At 50.7% G+C, this 22382-nt stretch carries 21 protein-coding genes; 7 read left to right on the forward strand and 14 right to left on the reverse strand.

Going from position 1 to position 22382, the window contains the following annotated elements:
* Position 1 precedes the first annotated feature (1 nt).
* The 5 genes from folK to sfsA all read right to left on the reverse strand — a co-directional run bounded on the left by folK (position 2) and on the right by sfsA (position 4065).
* A complete protein-coding gene (gene folK / locus BLP64_RS08395; protein WP_092593619.1) occupies positions 2 to 481 on the reverse strand; it encodes a 2-amino-4-hydroxy-6-hydroxymethyldihydropteridine diphosphokinase in 480 nt (159 codons plus the stop codon).
* Positions 482 to 489: 8 nt separating this feature from the next.
* On the reverse strand, positions 490 to 1881 hold the full coding sequence (gene pcnB / locus BLP64_RS08400; protein WP_092593620.1) for a polynucleotide adenylyltransferase PcnB: 1392 nt from the start codon (positions 1879 to 1881) through the stop codon (positions 490 to 492).
* A 43-nt stretch (positions 1882 to 1924) separates the two neighbouring features.
* Positions 1925 to 2797 carry a tRNA glutamyl-Q(34) synthetase GluQRS gene (gluQRS, locus tag BLP64_RS08405; RefSeq protein WP_092593621.1) on the reverse strand — a complete coding sequence of 291 codons (873 nt, stop codon included), beginning with the start codon at positions 2795 to 2797 and terminating at the stop codon, positions 1925 to 1927.
* 1 nt (position 2798) lies between these two features.
* Positions 2799 to 3251: an RNA polymerase-binding protein DksA gene (dksA, locus tag BLP64_RS08410; protein ID WP_092593622.1), complete on the reverse strand. Its 453-nt coding sequence runs from the start codon at positions 3249 to 3251 to the stop codon at positions 2799 to 2801.
* An 82-nt stretch (positions 3252 to 3333) separates the two neighbouring features.
* On the reverse strand, positions 3334 to 4065 hold the full coding sequence (gene sfsA, locus BLP64_RS08415) for a DNA/RNA nuclease SfsA (protein ID WP_092593623.1): 732 nt from the start codon (positions 4063 to 4065) through the stop codon (positions 3334 to 3336).
* A 68-nt stretch (positions 4066 to 4133) separates the two neighbouring features.
* Here sfsA and pepB point away from each other — a divergent pair, with 68 nt between their 5' ends.
* The 3 genes from pepB to mrcB are packed head-to-tail and all read left to right on the forward strand — an operon-like array spanning position 4134 to position 10153.
* On the forward strand, positions 4134 to 5420 hold the full coding sequence (gene pepB, locus BLP64_RS08420) for an aminopeptidase PepB (RefSeq protein ID WP_092593624.1): 1287 nt from the start codon (positions 4134 to 4136) through the stop codon (positions 5418 to 5420).
* Between the two features lie 3 nt (positions 5421 to 5423).
* Complete coding sequence (gene hrpB / locus BLP64_RS08425; RefSeq protein ID WP_092593625.1) at positions 5424 to 7868, forward strand: ATP-dependent helicase HrpB; 2445 nt, start codon at positions 5424 to 5426, stop codon at positions 7866 to 7868.
* Positions 7865 to 10153 (forward strand): penicillin-binding protein 1B, encoded by a 2289-nt coding sequence (gene mrcB, locus BLP64_RS08430; RefSeq protein WP_092593626.1) that lies wholly within the window; start codon positions 7865 to 7867, stop codon positions 10151 to 10153. The genes hrpB and mrcB overlap by 4 nt, the downstream gene beginning before the upstream one ends.
* On the opposite strand, the gene hemL is transcribed toward mrcB, so the two are convergent.
* From hemL to hemJ, 3 genes are all read right to left on the reverse strand, one after another.
* Positions 10145 to 11428, reverse strand: a complete 1284-nt coding sequence (gene hemL / locus BLP64_RS08435; RefSeq protein ID WP_092593627.1) for a glutamate-1-semialdehyde 2,1-aminomutase — start codon at positions 11426 to 11428, stop codon at positions 10145 to 10147. The two genes, mrcB and hemL, sit on opposite strands and share 9 nt — an antisense overlap.
* A 27-nt stretch (positions 11429 to 11455) precedes the next feature.
* Positions 11456 to 12472, reverse strand: a complete 1017-nt coding sequence (locus BLP64_RS08440) for an aspartate carbamoyltransferase (RefSeq protein ID WP_092593679.1) — start codon at positions 12470 to 12472, stop codon at positions 11456 to 11458.
* 79 nt (positions 12473 to 12551) lie between these two features.
* Positions 12552 to 12977 carry a protoporphyrinogen oxidase HemJ gene (gene hemJ / locus BLP64_RS08445; RefSeq protein WP_407681268.1) on the reverse strand — a complete coding sequence of 142 codons (426 nt, stop codon included), beginning with the start codon at positions 12975 to 12977 and terminating at the stop codon, positions 12552 to 12554.
* A gap of 83 nt (positions 12978 to 13060) precedes the next feature.
* Between hemJ and BLP64_RS08450 the strand changes: the two genes are divergently transcribed.
* The 3 genes from BLP64_RS08450 to pepQ are packed head-to-tail and all read left to right on the forward strand — an operon-like array spanning position 13061 to position 15548.
* The gene (locus BLP64_RS08450; protein ID WP_092593629.1) at positions 13061 to 13771 is read left to right on the forward strand and encodes a DUF6776 family protein; all 711 of its coding nucleotides are present in this window, start codon (positions 13061 to 13063) and stop codon (positions 13769 to 13771) included.
* A 58-nt stretch (positions 13772 to 13829) separates the two neighbouring features.
* On the forward strand, positions 13830 to 14177 hold the full coding sequence (gene erpA / locus BLP64_RS08455; RefSeq protein WP_092593630.1) for an iron-sulfur cluster insertion protein ErpA: 348 nt from the start codon (positions 13830 to 13832) through the stop codon (positions 14175 to 14177).
* Positions 14178 to 14237: 60 nt separating this feature from the next.
* Entirely contained in the window at positions 14238 to 15548 is a 1311-nt protein-coding gene (gene pepQ / locus BLP64_RS08460; protein WP_092593631.1) for a Xaa-Pro dipeptidase, read from the forward strand.
* A gap of 15 nt (positions 15549 to 15563) precedes the next feature.
* Here the strand turns inward: pepQ and BLP64_RS08465 are convergent, their stop codons facing one another.
* Both BLP64_RS08465 and BLP64_RS08470 read right to left on the reverse strand, forming a co-directional pair.
* Positions 15564 to 16685: an anhydro-N-acetylmuramic acid kinase gene (locus BLP64_RS08465; protein WP_092593680.1), complete on the reverse strand. Its 1122-nt coding sequence runs from the start codon at positions 16683 to 16685 to the stop codon at positions 15564 to 15566.
* A 2-nt stretch (positions 16686 to 16687) separates the two neighbouring features.
* Positions 16688 to 18019 (reverse strand): peptidoglycan DD-metalloendopeptidase family protein, encoded by a 1332-nt coding sequence (locus BLP64_RS08470; RefSeq protein ID WP_324615350.1) that lies wholly within the window; start codon positions 18017 to 18019, stop codon positions 16688 to 16690.
* Between the two features lie 176 nt (positions 18020 to 18195).
* On the opposite strand from BLP64_RS08470, the gene tyrS reads away from it, so the two are divergent.
* Positions 18196 to 19398: a tyrosine--tRNA ligase gene (gene tyrS / locus BLP64_RS08475; protein ID WP_092593633.1), complete on the forward strand. Its 1203-nt coding sequence runs from the start codon at positions 18196 to 18198 to the stop codon at positions 19396 to 19398.
* Here tyrS and BLP64_RS08480 read toward each other — a convergent pair.
* The 4 genes from BLP64_RS08480 to pdxA are packed head-to-tail and all read right to left on the reverse strand — an operon-like array spanning position 19385 to position 22381.
* On the reverse strand, positions 19385 to 20221 hold the full coding sequence (locus BLP64_RS08480) for a symmetrical bis(5'-nucleosyl)-tetraphosphatase (RefSeq protein ID WP_092593634.1): 837 nt from the start codon (positions 20219 to 20221) through the stop codon (positions 19385 to 19387). The two genes, tyrS and BLP64_RS08480, sit on opposite strands and share 14 nt — an antisense overlap.
* 6 nt (positions 20222 to 20227) lie before the next feature.
* Positions 20228 to 20596, reverse strand: a complete 369-nt coding sequence (gene apaG / locus BLP64_RS08485) for a Co2+/Mg2+ efflux protein ApaG (protein ID WP_092593635.1) — start codon at positions 20594 to 20596, stop codon at positions 20228 to 20230.
* Complete coding sequence (rsmA, locus tag BLP64_RS08490; protein WP_092593636.1) at positions 20583 to 21398, reverse strand: 16S rRNA (adenine(1518)-N(6)/adenine(1519)-N(6))-dimethyltransferase RsmA; 816 nt, start codon at positions 21396 to 21398, stop codon at positions 20583 to 20585. Before rsmA ends, apaG begins: the two co-directional genes overlap by 14 nt.
* Complete coding sequence (gene pdxA, locus BLP64_RS08495) at positions 21395 to 22381, reverse strand: 4-hydroxythreonine-4-phosphate dehydrogenase PdxA (protein WP_092593637.1); 987 nt, start codon at positions 22379 to 22381, stop codon at positions 21395 to 21397. The genes rsmA and pdxA overlap by 4 nt, the downstream gene beginning before the upstream one ends.
* Position 22382 lies beyond the last annotated feature (1 nt).

Consider the following 22382-nt stretch of genomic DNA (forward strand, 5'->3'; position numbering starts at 1 on the left):
ATCAGGTAATTTTTATGAGATCATGGTCAATCATTGTGGTCAATAGCGTACTGATTGACCGACCGTCGGGGAGTTGCAGCTGTGGCGCAAGCTCTGCCAAGGGCACCACCACAAAGTCGCGCTCCGCGATACCAGGGTGCGGAACGGTCAATCGTGGCTCTTGAATCTGTTGGTGATCATAGAGCAACAGATCGAGATCTAATGTTCGAGGCCCCCAATGGCGTAGCCGCTGACGGCCGTACTGCTGCTCGATAGCTTGCAATTCATCCAGCAATGTTAGCGGGGCTAACGCCGTGTGGAATTCAGCAACCGCATTCACATAATCGGGTTGATCTTGCGGGCCCATAGGCTTGCTCCGATAAAACGAGCTGACCTTGAAGTGATGCAACTCAGGGTGTTGCTGCAAGGTTTGTACCGCTTGCTTGAGGGTCGATAATGGATCCGCTAAGTTTGCGCCTAAGGCAATATATACATGTGCCATGTTGTCCCCTAAGACGTCGCTTTCGGACGCCGCCGTCGCCCCCCTCGTCGGCCGCGTTTTTTCGGCGACTGACTGGGGCCACTGGCTGCCAGTGCTTCGACTTGAGCTGGCTCGGATTGCAACCGCGTCCAAAACTGTGCCCGTTGTTGGAGCTCACGCTGTTCGCTAGGTAGGGCGGTTTGCGCACGTAACACCAAAAAGTCATACGCAGCCCGAAATCTTGGATGCACCAGCAACGTTTGGATTCGTTTTCCTTTGGCACGTTCCATGCGGTACTGCAATTGCCAGATTTCACGCGTCGGAATTGTCAATCGTTTAGGAATCGCGATGGTTTGCTGTTGTCGGCCTAGCACATCGGCCGCGGCGACGTTGAGTGCATCAGAAACAGGGAGACCACTTTCTACCGTCAATTGTTCCAACCGTGCTTGCAATGGCCACCATAGCAGGGCGGCAAACAAATAGGCGGGGGTGATGTGTAATTCATTACGGACGCGCTCGTCGGTGTCGCTAAATGTTTGACGTAACATTTGATAAGGGGCGTCGTCAGGTGTTTTTAAGTAGCTCTTTAAAATTGGGAAGAACTGTTGAAACAACTGGTATTCCACCAACATATCGAAGTTGGCGAGCCCTTTGCCGGCGGTAAATAGCTTGAGAAATTCCTCAAATAAACGCGCTGGTGGGATATTTTGTAGTAGTGGCGCCAGTTCACGAATGGGGTCGGCAACACTTTCATCCATGCGCATATTCAGCTTGGTCGCGAACCGTACTGCCCGTAGCATGCGCACCGGATCTTCCCGATAGCGAGTCACGCTGTCACCAATCATGCGGATCGTGCCGGCTTCGATATCACGTAAGCCATCGGCAAAATCAAGGATGCTAAAATCGGCAATATTGTAGTAGAGCGCATTGATGGTGAAGTCACGGCGCTGCGCATCTTCTTCAATGGTGCCATAGACGTTATCGCGTAGCAGCATTCCTTTATCGTTTTGCACGGCTTTGCTATTGGCACGTTCATCATCTGTAAGGTCATGATGTCCGCGGAAAGTGGCAACCTCGATAATCTCACGGCCGAACACCACATGAGCCAAGCGGAAACGACGACCGATGATACGGCAGTTACGAAAGAGCTTACGGACTTGCTCAGGGGTTGCGTTTGTGGCGATATCAAAATCTTTAGGCTGTAACCCCAAAATCAGGTCACGCACACAGCCGCCCACCAAGTACGCTTGGTAGCCAGCATGATGCAACCGATACAACACCTTTAGGGCAGGCGGTGAAATATCTTTGCGTGATATAGGGTGCTTATCGCGAGGAATAACTTTGGGCTTAGCGAGAATATTTTGTGGCAGTTGAGGGTGCTCCGTGGGGCGCTTGAAGGCGCGCTTCGCTAAGGCTTTCATTCGGTTAATAATAAGTGCTTCTCCAGTAACCTTCTTTCATTGGTTATATTGTATCCTGTGGGCTCGTTGCATGGAAGCGTTTGGCTTGCCATTGTTGTACGCTATCTTGAATGATCTGCGGCAGTGGCTGAGTGCGTGTCGGGCGCAGGCCTAAAAACTGCAGTGCTGCTACGAGCTGTGCCTTGGCATTGCTTTCTTCTAAGGCTGGCGCATGATTTTGTTTACTGAGTTTGCGTCCTGCTGAGTCGAGCGCTAGTGGCACATGTTTAAAACTCGGGACTCGATGAGTGAAATAGCGCCATAGGTTTAGTTGCCAGCTGGTAGCAGTCAGTAAGTCCTCACCTCTCACAATATCCGTCACCCCTTGGTCAATGTCATCAACCACGACGGTGAGTTGATAGGTAAATAACCCATCCCGTCGAAATAACACAAAATCTTCTGCTGCAAATGCGGGGTCTAAGGTGATGTGTCCTTGCCAACCATCGATAAATTGCAGGAGCGGATCATCATTACGAAAACGGATTGCAAATGGGGAGCTGATGACGGATTTGGTGCGGCAAACACCGGTGTAGTATGGACCTTGAGCTTTGATTTGCTTGCGAGTGCAATCGCAGTGGTAAGTACGTTGCTGCTGATGAAGTTGAGTCAGGGCTTGTTGATAACGTTCCAAACGTTGGCTTTGATATAAAATAGTGCCGTCCCAATGTAACTCATGTTGTTTCAATTGTTCCAAAATGAGTTGGTCAGCGCCACTGACGGTACGGGGGGTATCGATATCTTCAATGCGGACCAACCAGCGGCCCTGGTGAGCGCGGGCATCTAAATAACTGGCAAGCGCTGCAATGAGGGAGCCAAAATGTAAGGGCCCCGACGGAGTCGGGGCAAAGCGGCCACAGTATGGAAGCGTTGCGGGCATATTAGGCCCCAGTTAATTGCTTCTCTTTAATTTCAGCGAGGGTTTTGCAGTCGACACACATGTCAGCAGTTGGACGTGCTTCGAGTCGACGAATACCAATTTCTATCCCGCATTGCTCACAGTAACCGAAGTCATTTGCTTCAATTTGCTGGAGCGTTTTTTCAATCTTTTTGATTAGTTTGCGTTCGCGATCGCGGGTCCGCAATTCTAAACTGAACTCTTCTTCTTGCGCAGCACGATCAACCGGATCAGGGAAGTTCGCTGCTTCATCTTTCATGTGATGCACGGTTCGATCAACTTCTTCGCGAAGTTGAGCTCGCCATGCTTCAAGAATCTTACGGAAATGCGCACGTTGCGCCTCATTCATGTACTCTTCATCCGGCCCGAGCTCATAGGGCTCTAAACCAGCTTGTGCCAGAATGCCATGGGCTTTTTTCGGCTTTCCTTGAGGCATTTTGGATCTCCTGTATGAGACGTTAATGTTAAAAGGTCGGTACATATACCAGAAAGCAAAGGGCTTAGCAATTGATTTAGTATTATGGATTTTGCTCAATCGTGATGGGTTGATTCGATACCACGATGCTTTTGAGTGGTTCAATTGCTGAGCTACTTAAGGTACAGCTTAATGCATAAAATTCAACCCCAGCAGCAGCGGCTTGAATGCACTGGGTCGCATAAGCAGGGTGGATATGGTGGGCGGCACTGACAATTTCAATCCCTGTGTGCATCACCACATATAACACCACCGCACGATGCCCATCAGCAACCATGTCTTGAAGGCTTAGCAAGTGAGCAAGCGCTCGCTCACTGACTGTGTCGGGGAAATAACCTTGGGAGCCTTCGGCTAAGGTGACACTTTTTACTTCGATATAGGTTTCGCGTTCGTCGGCATCCAGTCCGAACCAATCGATGCGACGGTTATCATAACCATACTTGCGCTCAGCGGTGAGTTGGGTGAGGGGAACCAATTGTGAAATCACCTGTTGTTGCAGCGCCTCTCCGGCAACTTGGTTGGCCCGCTGTGTATTCACACAGATCAGATGACCAGCTGCCGTTTCGGCGAGCTCCCAGGTGTACGGGTATTTGCGTTTTGGGTTGGGGGACTCACTTAACCATACCCGCATGCCGGGCTCCGCACACCCAGTCATTGCTCCAGTATTGGGACAATGAACTGTGATAATATCGCCATTGGGTAACTCAACATCGGCAAGGAAACGTTTGTACCGCTTTATTAACACAGCGGGCAATAAAGTCTTGTGAAACTGCATTGTCACCCTCATATAGCTTCGATAGGATAGAATTATCAACGTCAAAACCATACTGGGAGCGTAATCGCATGTCTAGCACTGTAGCTGTCTTCATTTCTACCACACCACCAACTTCAACTGCTTGGAAAGCAAGCTCTGCTGTGATTCTAGGAGATGCGGGCGCCACCATTTATGTGGGTGAGCAAGAAGCCGATAATTTGCGGAAAATTCAAAAAGCAGGGCGTCAATTGGATGCGATGGGCGTGGTTGCTGTTTCACTACAAGGCGCAGAGTGGAATTTGGAACGGCAGTGGGCCTTTGCCAAAGGCTATAGCGATACCTTATCGACCAATCGTATTCAATGGGCCAGCGATGCTGAGCAATTAACGTCGTTACAAAGCACGGCGGCTTGGGTACGTCGTTTGATTAATCTTCCGCCCAATGAAATTTATCCTGAATCATTAGCACAACAAATTGCTGCTCAAGTACAGCAAGTGGGTGGTGCTGCAGTGACCGTGACCACCCTGGTGGGCGACGAATTGTTGGCACAGGGCTGGAACGGTATTCATACCGTGGGGCGCGCGAGCAAACGGCCACCGGTGATGGCGGTGATTGATTACAATCCGAGCCAACAAGTCGATGCACCGATTGATGCCGTATTGGTTGGCAAAGGCATCACCTTTGATAGCGGTGGTTACAGCATTAAAAGCAGCGAAGGCATGGTCACCATGAAATGTGACATGGGAGGCGCTGCTACGCTTGCGGGTGCTTTGGTGCATGCCATTGAGCAAGGGTTACAAAAGCGCGTTCAGCTGGTGATCTGTAGTGCTGAAAACTTAATTGATGGCAATGCCTATAAACTAGGCGATATTATTACCTACAAAAATGGCACCACGGTTGAAATTGTTAACACGGATGCGGAAGGACGCTTAGTCCTAGCTGACGGCCTGCTGTATGCAGGTGAAACCAAGGCTCCTTTAGTCATTGATGCCGCTACCTTAACCGGCGCCGCACAAGTTGCAGTGGGCACTGACTACAATGCATTATTTAGCGTTGATGATGCCTTAGCAGAACAAACCTTGCAGACGGCAGCACAGCAGCACGAGTTGTTGTGGCGTTTACCGCTGAATACGTGGCACCAAGAAAATTGCCCATCGGCAGTCGCTGATACGGCCAACAGCCGTCCACAGAAAGGAGGCGGTTCGGGTGGCGCGAGTAATGCGGCTGGCTTTTTATTACGCTTTGCTCCGAACCAAGGGCAAGGTTGGTTACACTTCGATATCGCGGGTGCTTACCATAATAGCGGCACCTCCATGTGGGCAACCGGTGCAACCGCTCTAGGCTTCCGTACCATTGCGGCGACCTTGTTGAAGTAATTCATGGCGACACCACAGGCGCTTCCAGTTACCGCGCTGATTGATGATGTTTTGCGGTTACTACCGAGTGCGCCTGTGGTGTTAGAAGCACCTCCAGGCGCCGGTAAGTCAACCGCGCTGCCGTTAGCATTATTACACGCACCGCAGTTTGCGGAACGGCAAATCTACTTACTCCAGCCGCGTCGAATCGCGGCGCTTTCCATTGCGCAATATTTGGCCGAACAATTGGGTGAGGCTGTTGGTGAAACGGTCGGCTACCATATTCGTGGCGAGGCCAAGTTTTCCGCACGAACACGCCTCCTGATCCTCACCGAAGGCATGTTCACGCAATACATTCAACGCGATCCGGAATTAGCACAGGTCGGCTGCGTTATTTTTGATGAGTTTCATGAACGCCACTTGGCTACCGACTTAGGGTTAGCCATGGCTTTAGAGTGTGCTGGGTTACGTGATGATTTAGCCCTGCTCGTGATGTCAGCTACGTTGCCCGCCGATACGATTGCGGCTTGGTTAGGCACTGCTCACGTCCTTAAAACAGCTGGCCGACAGTATCCCATTGAGGTTCATTATCGCCCTCCCACAGCAACTCAGTCGTGGCTGGCTGCAATCCCTGCGGTAATTCAAGAAGCCATGCAGGTAGCTGAACACGGAGTGTTGGTCTTTGTGCCAGGGCGTCGGGAAATCGAGATTTTGTCTGAGCGTTTTGCGGGAACGCCGGGTTGGGATGTGATGCCATTGCATCGCCAGGTGCCGTTGGCAACCCAGCGGCGCGCGCTAAAGCTGGAGACGCAACATCAGCGCCGTTTGGTGATAGCGACCAACATTGCGGAAACCAGTATGACCATTGCCGGCATTGACGTGGTGGTTGATAGCGGGCGTGAGCGGCAGGCGTTATTTTATCCGCAACATGGGGTGACCAAGTTGGTGACCCGTCGTATCAGTTTAGCCTCCGCCACTCAGCGTGCGGGGCGTGCGGGTCGCCTGCGCCCCGGCCAATGTTTTAAACTTTGGGGGAAAGCAGACGAGCACGGCATGCGGCAGTACCAACCTGCTGAAATCGAGACAGCGGATTTAACCGGATTTCTGTTGGAATGTTTACGCTGGGGTGCCCCTCCAAGTCAGCTCCAATTTTTGACGCCTCCTAATTCTGGTTACTTGGAACAAGCGGAGCAGCTGCTGGAGCAACTCGGCTGCTATGGGGTGGCGGGTGGCTTGTCATCTTTAGGGCGACAAATTGCAGCGTTAGGGACGGACCCGCGTTGGGCAACCATCCTGATTCACGCACAACAGGAGTCGCCACAGCACGCAGCAACGGCAGCGTGGTTGGTTGCACAATTGGAATACCAAGTAGCCCCTCAGCATTTTCCGCTGGCACCGCGCCAATTGACTGAACCCATGCAGCGACGCTATCGACATTGGCGGCAACAGCTAGGTATTCAGCCGCAAACCGAACCCAATGACGCGTTGATCACGTCGGTATTATTGTGGGGGTGTGGTGATCGCATTGCGCAGCGACGAGGTGCCACCGACCGTTATTTATTGAGTAACGGTGCGGGTGCCATGTTCCATGAGAGCGATTTAAGAGCTCGGGAGCCTTGGTTGTTGGTACTGGATATGATGCTTTCAGAGCACCATCGGGATGCTGTCATTCAGCTGGCGTGGTCACTTAGTGAGGCCGATTTAGAGCACCCCGCAGTGCCTCGCGAGCAACAGTTGCAAGTACGTTGGCACGGCCCGCAACAACGTTTGCGAGCCGTGGCAGAGGAACGCATCGGTGCCATTGTGGTGCGGGAGCGGCAGCATACTGACGCGATTGACGATGCCACCCGAGCGCGTGCGCTGACTCGTTATTTGCAAGAGCAATTGCAGCAACACGGCTGGCAGGCATTGCAATTACCCCCGTTTACCCAGCAATGGCTGGCGCGCATGGCGTTATTTGAGCAAGTGCTGGCGCCTGCGGATTGGCCGTCGTTTGCCTTACCAGAGCTGATTGATCAATTGGCTGATTGGGCGGCGCCTTATTGGCAACACATTGATAGCCTTGTACAACTGCAAACGTGGGACCCGTTGACGGCGCTGCAGGCACGCTTGACCTATCAGCAATTACAGGAATTTGAGTCGGCGTGTCCGACATCCTATCAGGTGCCAAGTGGACGCACGTTGAAGATTGATTACACCCATCAACCGCCCATTGTGGCAGCCAAGTTACAAGAGTTATTTGGAACTCCTGTTACTCCTAGCGTTTGCGCGGGTAAAATAAATCTTACCTTAGATTTACTTTCCCCAGCAGGTCGGTTGTTGCAACGCACCGCTGATTTAGCTAGCTTTTGGCAAACCGCCTATCCGGCAGTACAAAAAGAAATGAAAGGACGGTATCCCAAACATCCGTGGCCTGATGATCCTCTGCAAGCAGAAGCAACGATTAAAGTGAAGAGACAACGACAATGACCCGAAAGAAAAAACGCCCGCAGCAATCCACATCCTGGTTGCGTCGATTGGTGGTGTTGGGCTTAAAGCTTGCCGTGGTGGGGGCAGTGATTCTGCTGGGTTATCTCATTTATTTAGATGCTAGTTTAACGCAGCGTTTTAGCACTGAACGCCATGAGGCCCCTGCATTAGTGTATGGTCGTAGCTTAACCTTAGCGCCGCAAGCACCGATCACGCGAACCGAGGTGATAGCTGAGTTGCAGCGGTTAAATTATGAACAGACGCAGCAGGTAACGGATACCGGGCAATATCGATTGACCCAGTATGGGCTTGAAATTTATCGTCGCCCCTTTGATTTTGCAGATGGGCCGCAAATGGCCCAGCGCTTCCAAGTGAATTTTGCCGGAGAACGAATCCAGTCGCTGCAAAGCTTACCCAACAGCCGTTCCTTGGAACGCGTACAACTAGAGCCTCCCTACATTGGTCGGTTGGCCGGGGGGAGTGAAGAAAATCGGTTGTTGGTGGGGTTAGAACGGGTCCCAAGCTTACTCATCGAAACTCTTCTATTGGTTGAAGATCGGGATTTTTATCATCACTGGGGCATTTCTTTTACTTCCATTGCGCGTGCTGCGGTCGCCAATATTGTGGCAATGCGAACCGTGCAAGGGGGGAGTACGCTGACACAACAGTTGGTCAAAAACTTATATCTGACTCGCGAGCGTACGCTGTGGCGGAAAGCGAACGAGGCCTTGATGGCGTTGGTGCTGGACTACCGCTTTAGCAAAAACGAAATTCTAGAAACCTACTTGAACGAAGTTTATTTTGGTCAAGATCACGGCTCTGCGGTGCATGGCATTGGCCTTGCCAGCCGCCTGTATTTTGGCAAACAAGTGGAAGAACTCGACCCTGCGGACATTGCGTTGTTAGTGGGGGTAATTAAAGGGCCCTCCTATTACGACCCGCGGCGTTATCCTGAACGTGCGCAGCAACGGCGAGATTTAATTCTCCAGCTGATGTTCAATGATCATTTAATCAGCCAAGCCGATTATGTCCGTAGTGTGAACCAACCGATTATTCCACCGGGTTCTGGGCGGTTGGTAACCGCTAACTTACCGCACTATATGGAACTGGTGAAATACGAGTTGGGGCAATTGCGTTTGCCCGATGACTGGCAGTATGAAGGGCTAAGAATTTTCACCTATTTTGATCCGGCGGCGCAGTTGGCTGCCGAACAAGCGGTGCAACAACAGTTACCGCAAATTAGCCAAGACAATGAGTTGCAAGTAGCTGTGGTGGTGGCCAATCACCAGCAGGCAGGCGTTGCTGCCGTGGTGGGTGACCGTAATCCACGGCGCGTTGGCTTTAACCGTGCCGTGGCAGCGATACGTCCGGTGGGGTCACTGATTAAACCACTGATTTATGCAGAGGCATTTCAGCAACCAGGAACCTTGGAACTCGGCTCCATGGTACACGATGAACCCTTGCTACTGCAGCGCCAAGGGCAACCCGATTGGGAGCCGCAAAACTATGATCGTGAGTTCAACGGCCCGATGTTGGCCTACGATGCCTTGGTGCAATCACGCAACTTACCTGCTGTGCGAGTTGGTTTAGAGGTTGGAGTGGAACGGCTCAGCGCGGTGTTGCAGCAAAGTGGTGTGGATTCCCCCATCCCGCAAGTGCCAGCTATTACGTTAGGCGCGGTGGCGCTGTCGCCATTGGTGGTGACAGAAGTGTATAGCATGCTCGCGCAACAAGGGGTGCACCGTCCGTTACAAAGTATTCAAGCAGTGACCAACCATGAGGGCATTGGTATTTATCAGCGGCCGCCTGTTGCGGGGCAGCGGGTGTTTGATGAAGCAGCCGGGTTTTTAATCAACTTTGGGTTGCGCGGGGTGGTAAATGAAGGTACCGGCCGGGGGCTGGTTGAGTCATTTGGGCTGAATAAACTTGCCGGTAAAAGTGGCACCACCAATGACTATCGCGATAGCTGGTTTGTGGCCTATGATCACCAGCATGTCACCACGGTGTGGTTGGGGCGCGATGACAATCAGCCGATTTATTTAACCGGCAGTCGGGGCGCGTTACGGGTGGCGCAGCAAGTGCTCACCGCCATGCCGTTGCATCCATTGCAATTGAGTGCCCCAGCAACCATCACCGCCGGTGGGTTCCATCCGGAGTTGGGTATTCGCATTCCCACTCATTGTGAGCATGCGCGGTTGTTTCCTGCGGTCCATAAAAAATTACCCGAGAACCTGGGGTGCTCGGGTAATATTGAAGAAAAATCTTGGTGGCAGCGGTTATTTTAACGCGGCAAATGCGACTTCTGCTGCGGCCAAGGTTGCGTCGATATCGGCGTCGGTGTGAGCGGCTGACATAAAGCCCGCTTCAAATGCTGAAGGTGCTAAGTACACCCCTTGCTCTAGCATGCTGTGATAGAACTTCCGGAAATGTTCTAAATTGCACTGGGTTGCTTGGGCATAGGTGGTCACTTCACTGGCGGTAGTAAAGAAGAAACCAAACATCGAACCCGCGCGGTTCGTGGTGAAAGGAATTCCTGCTGCATCGGCACGTTGTTGCATGCCATCAACCAGCTTATCCACCTTGGCGTATAAGGCAGGGTAGAGTTGCTCATCGTCGAGTTGGGTTAAAGCTGCTAATCCAGCAGCCATGGCCACTGGGTTGCCTGACAAGGTGCCTGCTTGGTACACCGGCCCGATAGGGGCAATGAAATCCATGATTTCACGTTTGCCACCGAAAGCACCAACCGGCATGCCACCACCAATCACTTTCCCTAAAGTGGTCAAATCTGGAGTGATTTGATAACGCTCTTGTGCGCCACCACGGGCGACCCGGAAACCGGTCATGACCTCGTCAAAAATTAACACACTGCCGTAGCGGTCACAGACCTCGCGAAGCCCTTCCAAGAAGCCCGGAACAGGGGGAATACAGTTCATATTGCCGGCCACAGGTTCAACGATGATGGCAGCGATTTGATCACCGACTTCAGTAAACACCTGTTCGACTGACGCGAGGTCGTTATAGGTGACGGTTAATGTGTGTTTAGCGAAGTCTTCTGGAATTCCTGGTGAGTTTGGAACGCCCAGGGTGAGGGCGCCTGAACCTGCTTTAACAAGCAAAGCATCGGCGTGTCCGTGGTAGCAGCCTTCAAACTTGAGGATTTTGTCTCGTCCCGTGAAACCACGCGCTAAGCGGATAGCGGTCATGGTGGCTTCCGTTCCTGAGTTCACCATGCGAACTTTCTCAATAGACGGCACCAAGGCTTTAATTTTTTCTGCCATGGTGACTTCGTTCGCTGTTGGCGTACCAAAGCTGAGCCCACGATCAACGGCTTGATGGGTCGCCTCACGGATCGCTGGATGGTTGTGGCCTAAAATCATGGGGCCCCACGAGCCAACGTAATCGATGTAACGTTTACCATCGGCGTCATACATGTAAGCACCGTCGGCACGCTCAATAAATACCGGTGAACCGCCAACGCCATTAAAAGCGCGTACAGGCGAGTTGACGCCCCCAGGAATACTTTGCTGGGCTTGTTTAAATAACTCATCAGAACGTGACATTCATTTCCTCATCATCGTTAAAAGGGATTAATAACTGTGACGCTTTTCGCTGTACCAGTTGACGTCGCACTCATACTTTTCAATGAGATCAGCCACTCCTAAAGTGAGTGCAAATAAAGCCATGCGAATCAGGACACCATTATCAGCTTGACGGAAAATGGCCAAATTAGGATTTTGGTTTAAATCATTATCCAACTCATTTGCTTCTGCACGGGAATCGCGCGGCAATGGGTGCATAATCACGGTATTAGGCTTGTAGTGCTTGGTATAAATTTCACTATTTAAGCGGAACTTGCCCCGATATAAATCTGCTTCTTGTGGGGTGGTGAAACGCTCTTGTTGAATCCGTGTTTGGTACACAATATCGGCGTCTAATAACCCTGCAACTTGGTCAGTAATGGTAATTTGATGGTTGCCGCGCACCAGCTCGTCGATAATGGCATCTGGCATGGCCAATTCTTTCGGTGAAATCAGCGTAAACCGGATATTTTTATACATGGCCAGCAAGCGTGAAAGTGAATGGACCGTACGGCCAAACTTCAAATCACCAATCATGCAAATATGCATGCCATTAATATCGTGTCCATGATGCTGCAATTCTTTTTTGATGGTATACAAATCAAGCAGGGCTTGGGTGGGGTGTTCATTGGCACCATCCCCACCGTTAATGACAGGAACCCGACTGCCTTCTGCAAATTCAGCGACGGAACCTGATTTTGGGTGGCGCATGGCAATAATATCGCTATAACTGCTCAATACCCGTGCGGTGTCATAGAGTGACTCACCCTTTGCGAGTGCGGAACTCTCCATACCGGTGGTTTCACGAACCTCTCCGCCCAATAGGTTAAAGGCGGTTCCAAAACTCACTCGAGTACGGGTAGAGGGTTCAAAAAATAAGTTCCCTAAAATAGCTCCATCCAAAACTTTCGTACGTTTTTGGCGGCGGGCGTATGGCTGCATACGGTCGGCCGTTTGAAAAACGGTTTGGATACTATCGAGGTCGAATTGCTCTACGGAAAGGATATTAGAACCGGTAAAGTTCATGCTGAATGGCCCTGCGGTGATTGCACACACTGGGCCAATACTTTAGCAGAAAACGGCCATAAAAAGAATGTTTTTTGGCTTAAAATGGTTTCACCACTGCCAAGATAATAATGGCGAAGAGTGCGAACACTGGAACTTCATTGAAGACTCGGTAAAAGAACGGGCTCCGGATGTTCTGCTGGTTCCTAAAATCCTTGAGTAATTTAAAACAATAGCCATGGTAACCGTAGAGCAATGCGACGATGACTAGTTTGGCATGGAGCCAAGCACTGGCTTTTATCCAAGCGCTGCCGTAGCTCCACATTAAGGCCAGGCCAAACACCAAGGTTAAGACAGCAAACGGCGTAATGAAGTACAATAAGCGACGCTCCATGATTTGGAACTGCTCGTTGATTTCACCCGTTGGGTTTTGTGCGTGGTAAACGAATAAACGTGGCAGGTAAAATATTCCGGCAAACCACGCGACCATAAAAATGATATGTAGAGCTTTGAACCAAAGAATCATGGCTATTCCATTTTCTAATTTAAAGTTGCGTCAGTCGATGAGCCTGCGTAGCATGGCACCAAATTTAATAGCGACAATCGGTCATGAACGAAAAACAAAATATCATAACGGCGGCATTAGTCCATCGGTTTGGTGGCGGCTTGGTGATCGCTCTAGCCATTCTTGTTGGTATTTTAATCGGCTATTTAGGCGGTCACTGGCATGTGTTGCAGTTGCAGACCCAAGTGAAAGAGCAGCGCGAAACCATCGATGCCTTATATGAGCGGGCCGAAACCTACGACTATCAACAACACATCGCCATGGTTGAGTTGGGGATTGAACGCGCGGCCAGCCAAGGGTTGCAGCAAGAATTACTAATGGCCCAAGATGAAAACTTTGCCTTGCGACGTGAGTTGACGTTTTATCAGAAAATTATGGCACCCGAAATGGAAGCCAGTGGTGTGGTCATTGACTCGCTAGAAATTCAGCAAAACTTGGCTGAAGATCACTATCACTTCCGCATTGCGGTACTGCAAATGGAGCGCTTGCGAAATTTAACCAAAGGGGAAATTTCAATGCGCTTGTATGGCCGCAAAGACAATCAATTGGCCAGCTTCGACCTGCTGACTTTAGCCAATATCGATGCGAAAGATCGCCAATTTAATATGCGTTATTTTACCGTGATGGCGGGCGACTTTATTTTACCAGCAGACTTTCTTCCTGAGCGTATTGAGGTGGAAGTGAGTGTGGCAGGAACACGACAAACCCTTACGCGAAGTTTTTTCTGGAGTCAGCTGCTCCAAGGCAATACTTGACCAGTTTGGTAAGGTAAGAGAAAATAGAGGCGGTTTAAACGAGAGGTACCATAACGCTATGTCAGATGTCGCACAGGCCATGCCAATTCAATTCACAGACGCTGCAGCTAATAAAGTGAAAGCGCTGATTGCTGAGGAAGAAAATCCCGCATTGAAGTTACGTGTCTACGTGACCGGTGGTGGCTGTTCAGGATTCCAGTATGGGTTTACTTTTGATGAAAACACGAACCCAGGTGACATGGAAATTGAGAAGAATGGCGTCACTTTGGTCGTTGACCCCATGAGCCTACAATACTTGGTAGGCGGCATTGTGAACTATGAAGAAGGTTTGCAAGGCGCGCGCTTTTTCGTCGAGAATCCAAATGCGACGACTACCTGTGGTTGTGGGTCAAGTTTCTCCATCTAAGGATGAGATCATGCGCTCCGTCGGTTAGAATGGTGACACACATTCTAAGCGAGGTATTTTATGAGCGCATACTCAGACCATATCGCGACCGTTCAGGCGAGATTCGATGCTGCCTTAGCAGCAACTGGCCATGAAGCGGTCTTCATTTACGCGGGGCAACCGCGCAACGCATTTCTAGATGATAATGCCGCACCATTTCGGGTCAATCCATTATTTAAGTATTGGGTTCCCATCACTGAAAACCCTCAAAGTGCGCTGTACTATCAACCCGGACACCAACCCGTTGTCTTTTTGTATCAACCCCGTGATTACTGGCATGCAACGCCCGTAGTACCTGCTGGGGATTGGCAACAGCATGTTGATTTAGTCGTTATTGACGACATCAATAAAATTCCTGCGTGGTTGGGTGAGCGCCTCAGCAAGGCGGCGTTTATCGGTGAAGACTTTGCTGAGCCTGTCGCCAGCTGGAAGGTTGCTGCACGCAACCCGGCTGCACTGATTGACCACTTGCACTATCACCGAGCGGTAAAAACAGCTTGGGAACTCGACAACATGCGCCACGCAAACCGCTTGGCTGCGACCGCTCATTTGGCGGCTCGTGATGCATTTTTTGCTGGCGCAAGTGAATTGGAAATTCACCATGCGTATTTAGCCGCGATTAATGTCCGTGAAAGCCAAGTTCCATATAACAGCATTGTGGCATTAAACGAAAATGGCGCGGTGTTGCATTACGATAACTATGGCACTCAAGCGCCCGCTGAAGCGCGTTCATTTTTGATTGATGCAGGTGCCCTTTATCAAGGTTATTGCGCCGACATTACTCGTACCTATAGCCGTGAAAATGGATTCTTCCAAGAATTGATTGAAGCGATGGATACGGCGCAACAGCAATTAATTAGCGAGATTAAGCCGGGTGTGAATTATCTGGATTATCATGTGAGTCAGCACCTGAAAATTGCCAAAATTTTGAGCGACTTCGGGTTTGTGAAAGGCACGCCTGAAAGTATTTATGAGCAAGGCTATAGCAGTGCTTTCTTCCCACACGGCCTTGGTCACTTGATTGGTTTGCAAGTGCATGATGTCGGCGGTTTCTTGGCGAATGATGCCGGTGAGACGATTTCACGCAATGAGCGCCACCCGTTTTTACGTTTGCTACGCGATGTTGAAGTGGGTCAGGTCTTTACCATTGAGCCGGGGTTATATGTGGTCGATCAACTCTTGGAAGAGTTTGCAGGCAACGCTGACTTTAATTGGGACCGAATTGCGGAGCTTCGTCCGTATGGTGGTATTCGAATTGAAGACAGTGTGGTTGTTGGCGTGAACGGTGATAACGAAAACTTATCGCGTGATGCTTTCGCTGCAATTCAGTAGTCCCTTAAGGAAACCTTAAGGGAGGTATAACCCTCCTAAAATGGCCGGACGACTCGCTCCGGTCACTGCAGGCAAGTTGCCTGGTTGGCGCGTCATAAAACAACGTGCGAGCCAGGCGAATGCCATCGCTTCCACATGTTGTGGGTCCACTCCTAGGGTATCGGTGGAATGCCAGCCGAGCGCCGGTGCTAAGCGCTTAAACGCTGCTTGTAAAACCGGGTTAGCAACCCCTCCGCCAGCCACAAAGACTTCGTGAGGCAACTGGGGCAACCAGCGCTGTATTGCATCAATCACGGTGCGTGCCGTTAATTCGACCAAGGTTGCTTGGATATCGGCGGGGGCATAAGCATTGAGATCACCGCTGAGTTGATGCAGCCACGCGAGATTAAAATCATCACGCCCGGTACTTTTGGGAGGGGCTTGATGAAAGTAATCAAACGCCAGCCATTGCGCTAACAACGACTCACAAACCTGACCTTGTGTGGCAAACTGCCCATCGCGGTCGTAGCTTTCTGCTGCCTTCGGGTGACAATGCCGATACCACTGATCCAGCAAGGTATTCGCAGGCCCGGTATCAAAGCCTAACACTTGCTCAGCACTGCCCGGAAGCCAAGTAATATTGGCAATGCCACCGAGATTCACAATCACCCGAGGCACCTCGGGTTGCTTAAACATGGCTTGATGAAAAGCCGGCACCAAGGGTGCTCCTTGGCCTCCTAAGGCCATATCTTTACGACGAAAATCAGCCACCACTGGAATACCTGTTTGTACCGCAAGGGTATTGGGATCCCCAAGTTGGATGGTATAAGCAGGGTGACCTTCAGGGTGATGACGAATGGTTTGCCCATGGCTACCAATGGCTTGAATACGCGTTGGCTCAACAGCGCATGTGGTCAGAAGTTGCTGTACGGTGGTGGCGCAAAACTCAGCAAAGAGCTGATCCGCCTCGGCCAGCTGGTGAATTTCATTGGTTGCTGGTTGACACAATCGGTGAAGACGTTGTGCTAGTGGGGTCGGAATCGGAGCATGGGAATGCGCAATGAGTTCTGGGGCTGAACCGCTGAAATCTACCAGCACGACATCAAGGCCATCCATGCTGGTGCCGGACATCAGCCCGAGGTAGAACTCTTGCGTCATCATTAGAGCATGGCCAAATAGAGCCGCTTACTATCGTTTAATACTGCGAGGCGTTCTTGAACGGTGGCACGGAATACCGGTAACTCATCGGCCACTAATGACTCTGCCTGAGGCAATTTAACAGTGCGCGGATTGCGGTGCACGCCATCCACTAAAAATTCATAGTGCAGATGAGGCCCTGTAACGCGGCCTGTGGCTCCTACGCGACCGATCAAATCACCTTGTTTGACTCGCTGTCCATTCTTGACCAAACGCTTGCTCAAGTGGAGGTACTTGGTGACATAGCGCTCACCATGCTGAATAAATACGTAGTGACCGTTGAGGTTGTTGTAGGCGCTGGCAATGACTTTACCTGCACCAGAGGCCATGACGGGCGTTCCTACCGGGGCGGCATAGTCAATACCGTTGTGTGGCCTAACTTGCCCGGTGACTGGGTGCAGTCGGCGCGGGTTAAAGTTGGAACTAATATAGTTAAACTTCACCGGCGAGCGTAGGAATGATTTACGCATGGCTCGGCCTTGCGCATTATAAAACTCGTCATTGGTATGGCGGAATGCTTGATAGTGTTCACCGCGGTTGACGAATTCAGCCGCTAAAATGCGACCATAGCCGATAAACTCACCTTCAGCGTACTGCTTCTCGAAAAGGACGCTGAATTCATCCCCTTCGCGTAAATCCAAGGCAAAGTCGATATCCCAACCGAAGATATCAGCAATACTCATGATTTGGCCTTCGGTTAACCCCGCGTCAATACCCGCATTCCAAAAGCTGCTTTGGATTCGAGCATGGGCTGTTTCGGTACGGATTTCTATGGCAACGGATTCAATTTCGCTGACGAATCCATTGTCAGTGCGCGAGACAATCAGCGTATCGGTTGCATTCATCTGGTAGGCTAACTGCACTAATTCATCGTTTTCGTCACGAGCAAAGCGCAGAGTATCGCCAGGATGAATTCTTCGTAACACTTTATCGGCTTGTGGATCTTGGGTGACACGGTACAACTGCTGGGGGCTGAACCCCATGTGATCGAAAATACGGGCCAGCGAATCGCCACTGCGAACTTCGTAGCCACTCCAACGAATGCTGGCTTCATTGGATTGCTCGGCATTTTCAGCAGGTGAGCTTACTTGCAACGGCAGCTGATAGCGTTGGCCAAGAATCAATTCTTGTTGATCAATCACTTTTGGTGCATCGGCATGACGGGATGCCGTTGCTGGGTCGGAAGGTAGCAGCAATGCAAGTAGTATCAAGACACAGACAAGGCTGAGCAAGACCTGATGCCGACGAGGTAAAGCGGCAATAAACCGAGTAATTGACGTTGGAATTGACATCATAACGTTCCGATTGTTAGCGCATCTTCTTTTTCTAGTAAGATTATAGAGTGCAGAATAATACGAAATATGGCGAGTTTCCAGTCAATTTACGAATAATTACGCTTAAAAGACTTCTTGAAATAACATACAATGCAAGGGTTACAGCGTTTTTTCATTTCAGTAAGGGGAAGTAGAACATGATCGTGTCAGCGGTGGAGGCGTTTGAACAAATCGCACGTGGTACCGAAGAAATTCTTTTAGCCGATGAGTTAAAGGAAAAGTTGGCAAGTGGTAAGCCTTTGATTATCAAAGCTGGTTTTGATCCAACTGCCCCCGATTTACACCTTGGCCATACCGTATTAATCAACAAGCTACGGGTATTTCAAGACCTCGGTCATCAAGTGGTGTTTTTGATTGGTGACTTTACTGGAATGATCGGTGACCCCACCGGAAAAAACGTCACGCGTAAACCGTTATCTCGCGACGATGTGTTAGCGAACGCAGAAACCTACAAGGACCAAGTGTTTAAGATTCTTGATCCGGCCAAAACTGTGATTCGTTTTAACTCCGAATGGATGAATGAGTTAGGTGCTGCTGGCATGATCAAACTGGCGGCCCGTCAAACCGTGGCCCGAATGCTGGAACGGGATGATTTTAAAAAGCGCTATGCGGCAGAACAACCGATTGCCATTCATGAGTTCTTATACCCCTTGGTGCAAGGTTGGGATTCGGTGGCATTAAAAGCCGATATTGAATTAGGTGGAACCGACCAGCGCTTCAACTTGCTGATGGGTCGTGAGTTGCAAAAAGACGAAGGCCAACGCCCACAAACTGTCATCATGGTGCCTTTATTGGAAGGCTTAGATGGCGTGCAAAAAATGTCAAAATCCCTAGGCAACTACATTGGCATTACCGAACCTGCGAATGAAATGTTTGGGAAAGTGATGTCAGTTTCTGATGAGTTAATGTGGCGCTACTATGAGTTACTGAGTTTCCGCCCTCTGGCAGAAATCGAGCAATTCAAGCAAGCGGTTGCTGATGGGGCGAACCCACGTGATTTCAAAGTGCTGTTAGCGAAGGAAATTATCACCCGCTTCCATGATGAAGCTGCGGCAGAAACGGCTGAGCAAGACTTTATCCAACGCTTTAGTAAAAATGCCTTACCAGACGAAATGCCTGAGTTCACCTTAACGACCGAAAATGGCGAACTACCCATTGGCCATGTGTTGCGCGAAGCAGAGTTAGTGAGCTCGACGTCAGAAGCGATGCGTATGATTAAGCAGGGTGGCGTGAAAATTGATGGTGAGAAGGTAACGGACACAAAACTGCTGTGCCACGCTGGTACGGAAGCGGTTTACCAAGTCGGTAAACGTAAGTTTGCGCGGATCACGTTGCGCTAGTTGTCTCACCCGGTTGAGTAATGCGGTGGCCCGATGGCCACTGCATTAACGTCAGATAAGCTCCCCAAACACACCCCGTATCAAGACCAATAATATCTTTGCGCTGAGTTGCGCCCATAAGGGCTGCCCAGTGACCAAACACGATGGTTGTCGAACTCTCAGGACGTAAGTCAAACCACGGCTTCAGGGTTGAGGGCACGGTGGGATCTGTGGGGGCTGTTTTTACCCGCAAGTCCAAGTTCCCTTGAGCGTCGCAGAAACGCATCCGAGTCAACGCATTAATCATAAATCGCCAGCGCTCTCTAGCCACTAATTCAGGGCTCCAGCAAGAGGGTTTATTGCCGTACATGGCGCTCAAAAACTCTGCTAGTTGCCCTTGTTGCCAGGCGCAGATGAGTGCTTGGTGTGCCTCTTCCGCATAGCGTTCTGCGTCATCAATCGACCACCCTGGGTAAATGCCAGCATGGGTCATCACCAAATGGTCATCACGGTGTAGCAAGGGGTGCTGAATCAACCAATCGAGCCAATCCTTGCGAGCTGATTCTGTTAACGCAAGAATGTCATCCAGCCGATCCCTGGGGTCGGCCGCCCGCACCCCAGCAAGGATAGCGAGCAGATTTAAATCATGATTGCCAAGGGTGATACGCACGGCAGCACCGAGCTGGCGCAGCAGTTGCAAGCATTGTAGTGAGTTTGGCCCGCGGCCAACGATATCCCCCACGCACCAGAGTTCATCCTGCTGTGGATCGAATGCCACTTGAGCGAGAGCCGCTTCAAGTTGCCGCGCACACCCCTGAATGTCCCCAACGAGATAGCGTGCCATGGTGAATTAATGAATGATATTAGGCACCGCCAACCGAAACGTTTGGATTTCAACGTCAAAGGTTGTGCCTGTCTCTGAAACCATGGTGTAGAAGCCTTCCATCATTCCGATGGGCGTCGCAATGACTGTGCCGCTGGTGTAACTATAACTTTCGCCCGGTGCGATTGTTGGCTGCTCACCGACGACACCATCGCCCGCGACTCGGGTTATTTTGTGGTCGGCATCGGTAATTTTCCATGCCCGCTTTAACAATTTCACCTGATGCTCTGATTCATTGGTAATTGTGATGGTATAGGCAAACGCATACTCACCCGCTTCCTCATTCGAGTGGGAGGCAATAAAGTGGGTTTTCACGTCAATTTTAATTTGATGCATGATGTCCTTTGTGTTCCGTGTACCAGTTCGCCAATCGACAATAGTCTTCGATGGTTAAGGTTTCTGGGCGCGCATTGGGATCAATATTGAGCGCTTCTAATTGCTGATCAGATAGCAATTCCTTGAGATTATTGCGAATCGTTTTCCGCCGCTGATTAAATGCAATCAGACAAATCTTATGTAAATCGGCCCGCTTGGTGACCGGGTACGGCGGATTTTCATAAGGTACCAAGCGTACCACGGCTGAATCAACTTTGGGCGCTGGCGTAAAGGCTTCTGGCGGCACCATCAACACCGGCTCGACCGCACACGCCTGTTGAATCGCCACGCTCATTCGCCCGTAAGCTTTGGTATTGGGTTCGGCTGCTAAACGCTCGACCACCTCTTTTTGCAGCATAAAGTGCATGTCTTGGATGACATCCAATTGCTCCAGTAAATGGAAAATAAGAGGGGTGGAAATGTTATAAGGTAAGTTCCCAAATACCCGAATCGGTTGTGTTTGGGCAAACATGCGAAAATCGGTTTTCAACGCATCACCGCGGTGCACCTTCAGCTTGTCACGCAGCTTTGGATGTTGCTCCAAACGGTCGGCGAGATCACGATCTAGTTCGACCACGGTTAACCGCTTGACGCGGTCGGCAACCGGTTCGGTGAGCGCAGCGAGTCCTGGTCCAATTTCAACTAAATTTTCTGAGCTTTGTGGATTAATGGCATCGACAATATCGTTGATAACGAATTGATCATGCAAAAAGTTTTGTCCGAAGCGTTTCCGAGCGCGATGCCCTAAGTGTGTTTTTGTCATCCAGTTACCATATCAATGGCAGTTTTCACTGCTAAGACCGCACTGCGGTCATCAATTTGAGAAGTTCCAGCACGGTCGAGCGCCGTACCATGGTCAACCGACGTGCGAATATAGGGAAGCCCTAAAGTGATGTTAATCGCTTGACCAAATCCTTTGTATTTTAACACAGGGAGCCCTTGGTCGTGATACATAGCGACAATCACATCGGCTGCAGCCAAATAATGTGGTTGAAAGATGGTGTCGGCGGGAAAAGGACCTTCCACCGCGATGCCACGGGACTGCAACGCTTCGATTGCAGGGATAATCTGGTCAATTTCTTCCCGACCTAAGTGACCTTGCTCGCCAGCGTGCGGGTTAAGCCCACACACGAAAATACGAGGGGAGGGCAAGCCCCACTTACGTTGCAAGTCGTCGTGAACAATCTGTAGCGTCGCTTCAACACGCTCTTGGGTAATTGCTTGAGCAACATCTTTGAGTGGTAAGTGAGTGGTAACGAGTGCCACTCGAAGCCCCTCCGTTGCCAACATCATGACCACCAGAGGGGTGTTGCTTTGCTCCGCAAAAAACTCGGTATGCCCGCTAAAGGAAACCCCAGCTTGGTTAATCACCCCTTTATGCACAGGTCCTGTAACAATGGCCGCAAACGCACCGCTTAAACAGCCATCATTTGCCTGTTGGAGCGTGTTAAGCACATAGGCTGCGTTCGCAGTATTCAGTTGCTGGGCAACCGCGGGTTCAGCCAGAGGAGAGGGCAACAGGGTCAGGGTTCCTGCTTGCTGGGGTTGGGCCGGATGCGCAGGATTATAGGGGCGCAGGGTTAAGGGCAGTTGGAGCTGAGCTGCGCGCTGGCGGAGTAATTCCGCATCAGCGATTGCAACCAGCTCGACCGGCCAATCCTGCTGTGCCAACATAACGGCGAGGTCAGGACCAATGCCGGCCGGTTCCCCGGGGGTGAAGGCAATACGAGCAACAGCAGGTTTCATC

Origin of the sequence: Pseudidiomarina indica, assembly GCF_900104245.1 — a bacterium.
Lineage (GTDB): Bacteria > Pseudomonadota > Gammaproteobacteria > Enterobacterales > Alteromonadaceae > Pseudidiomarina > Pseudidiomarina indica.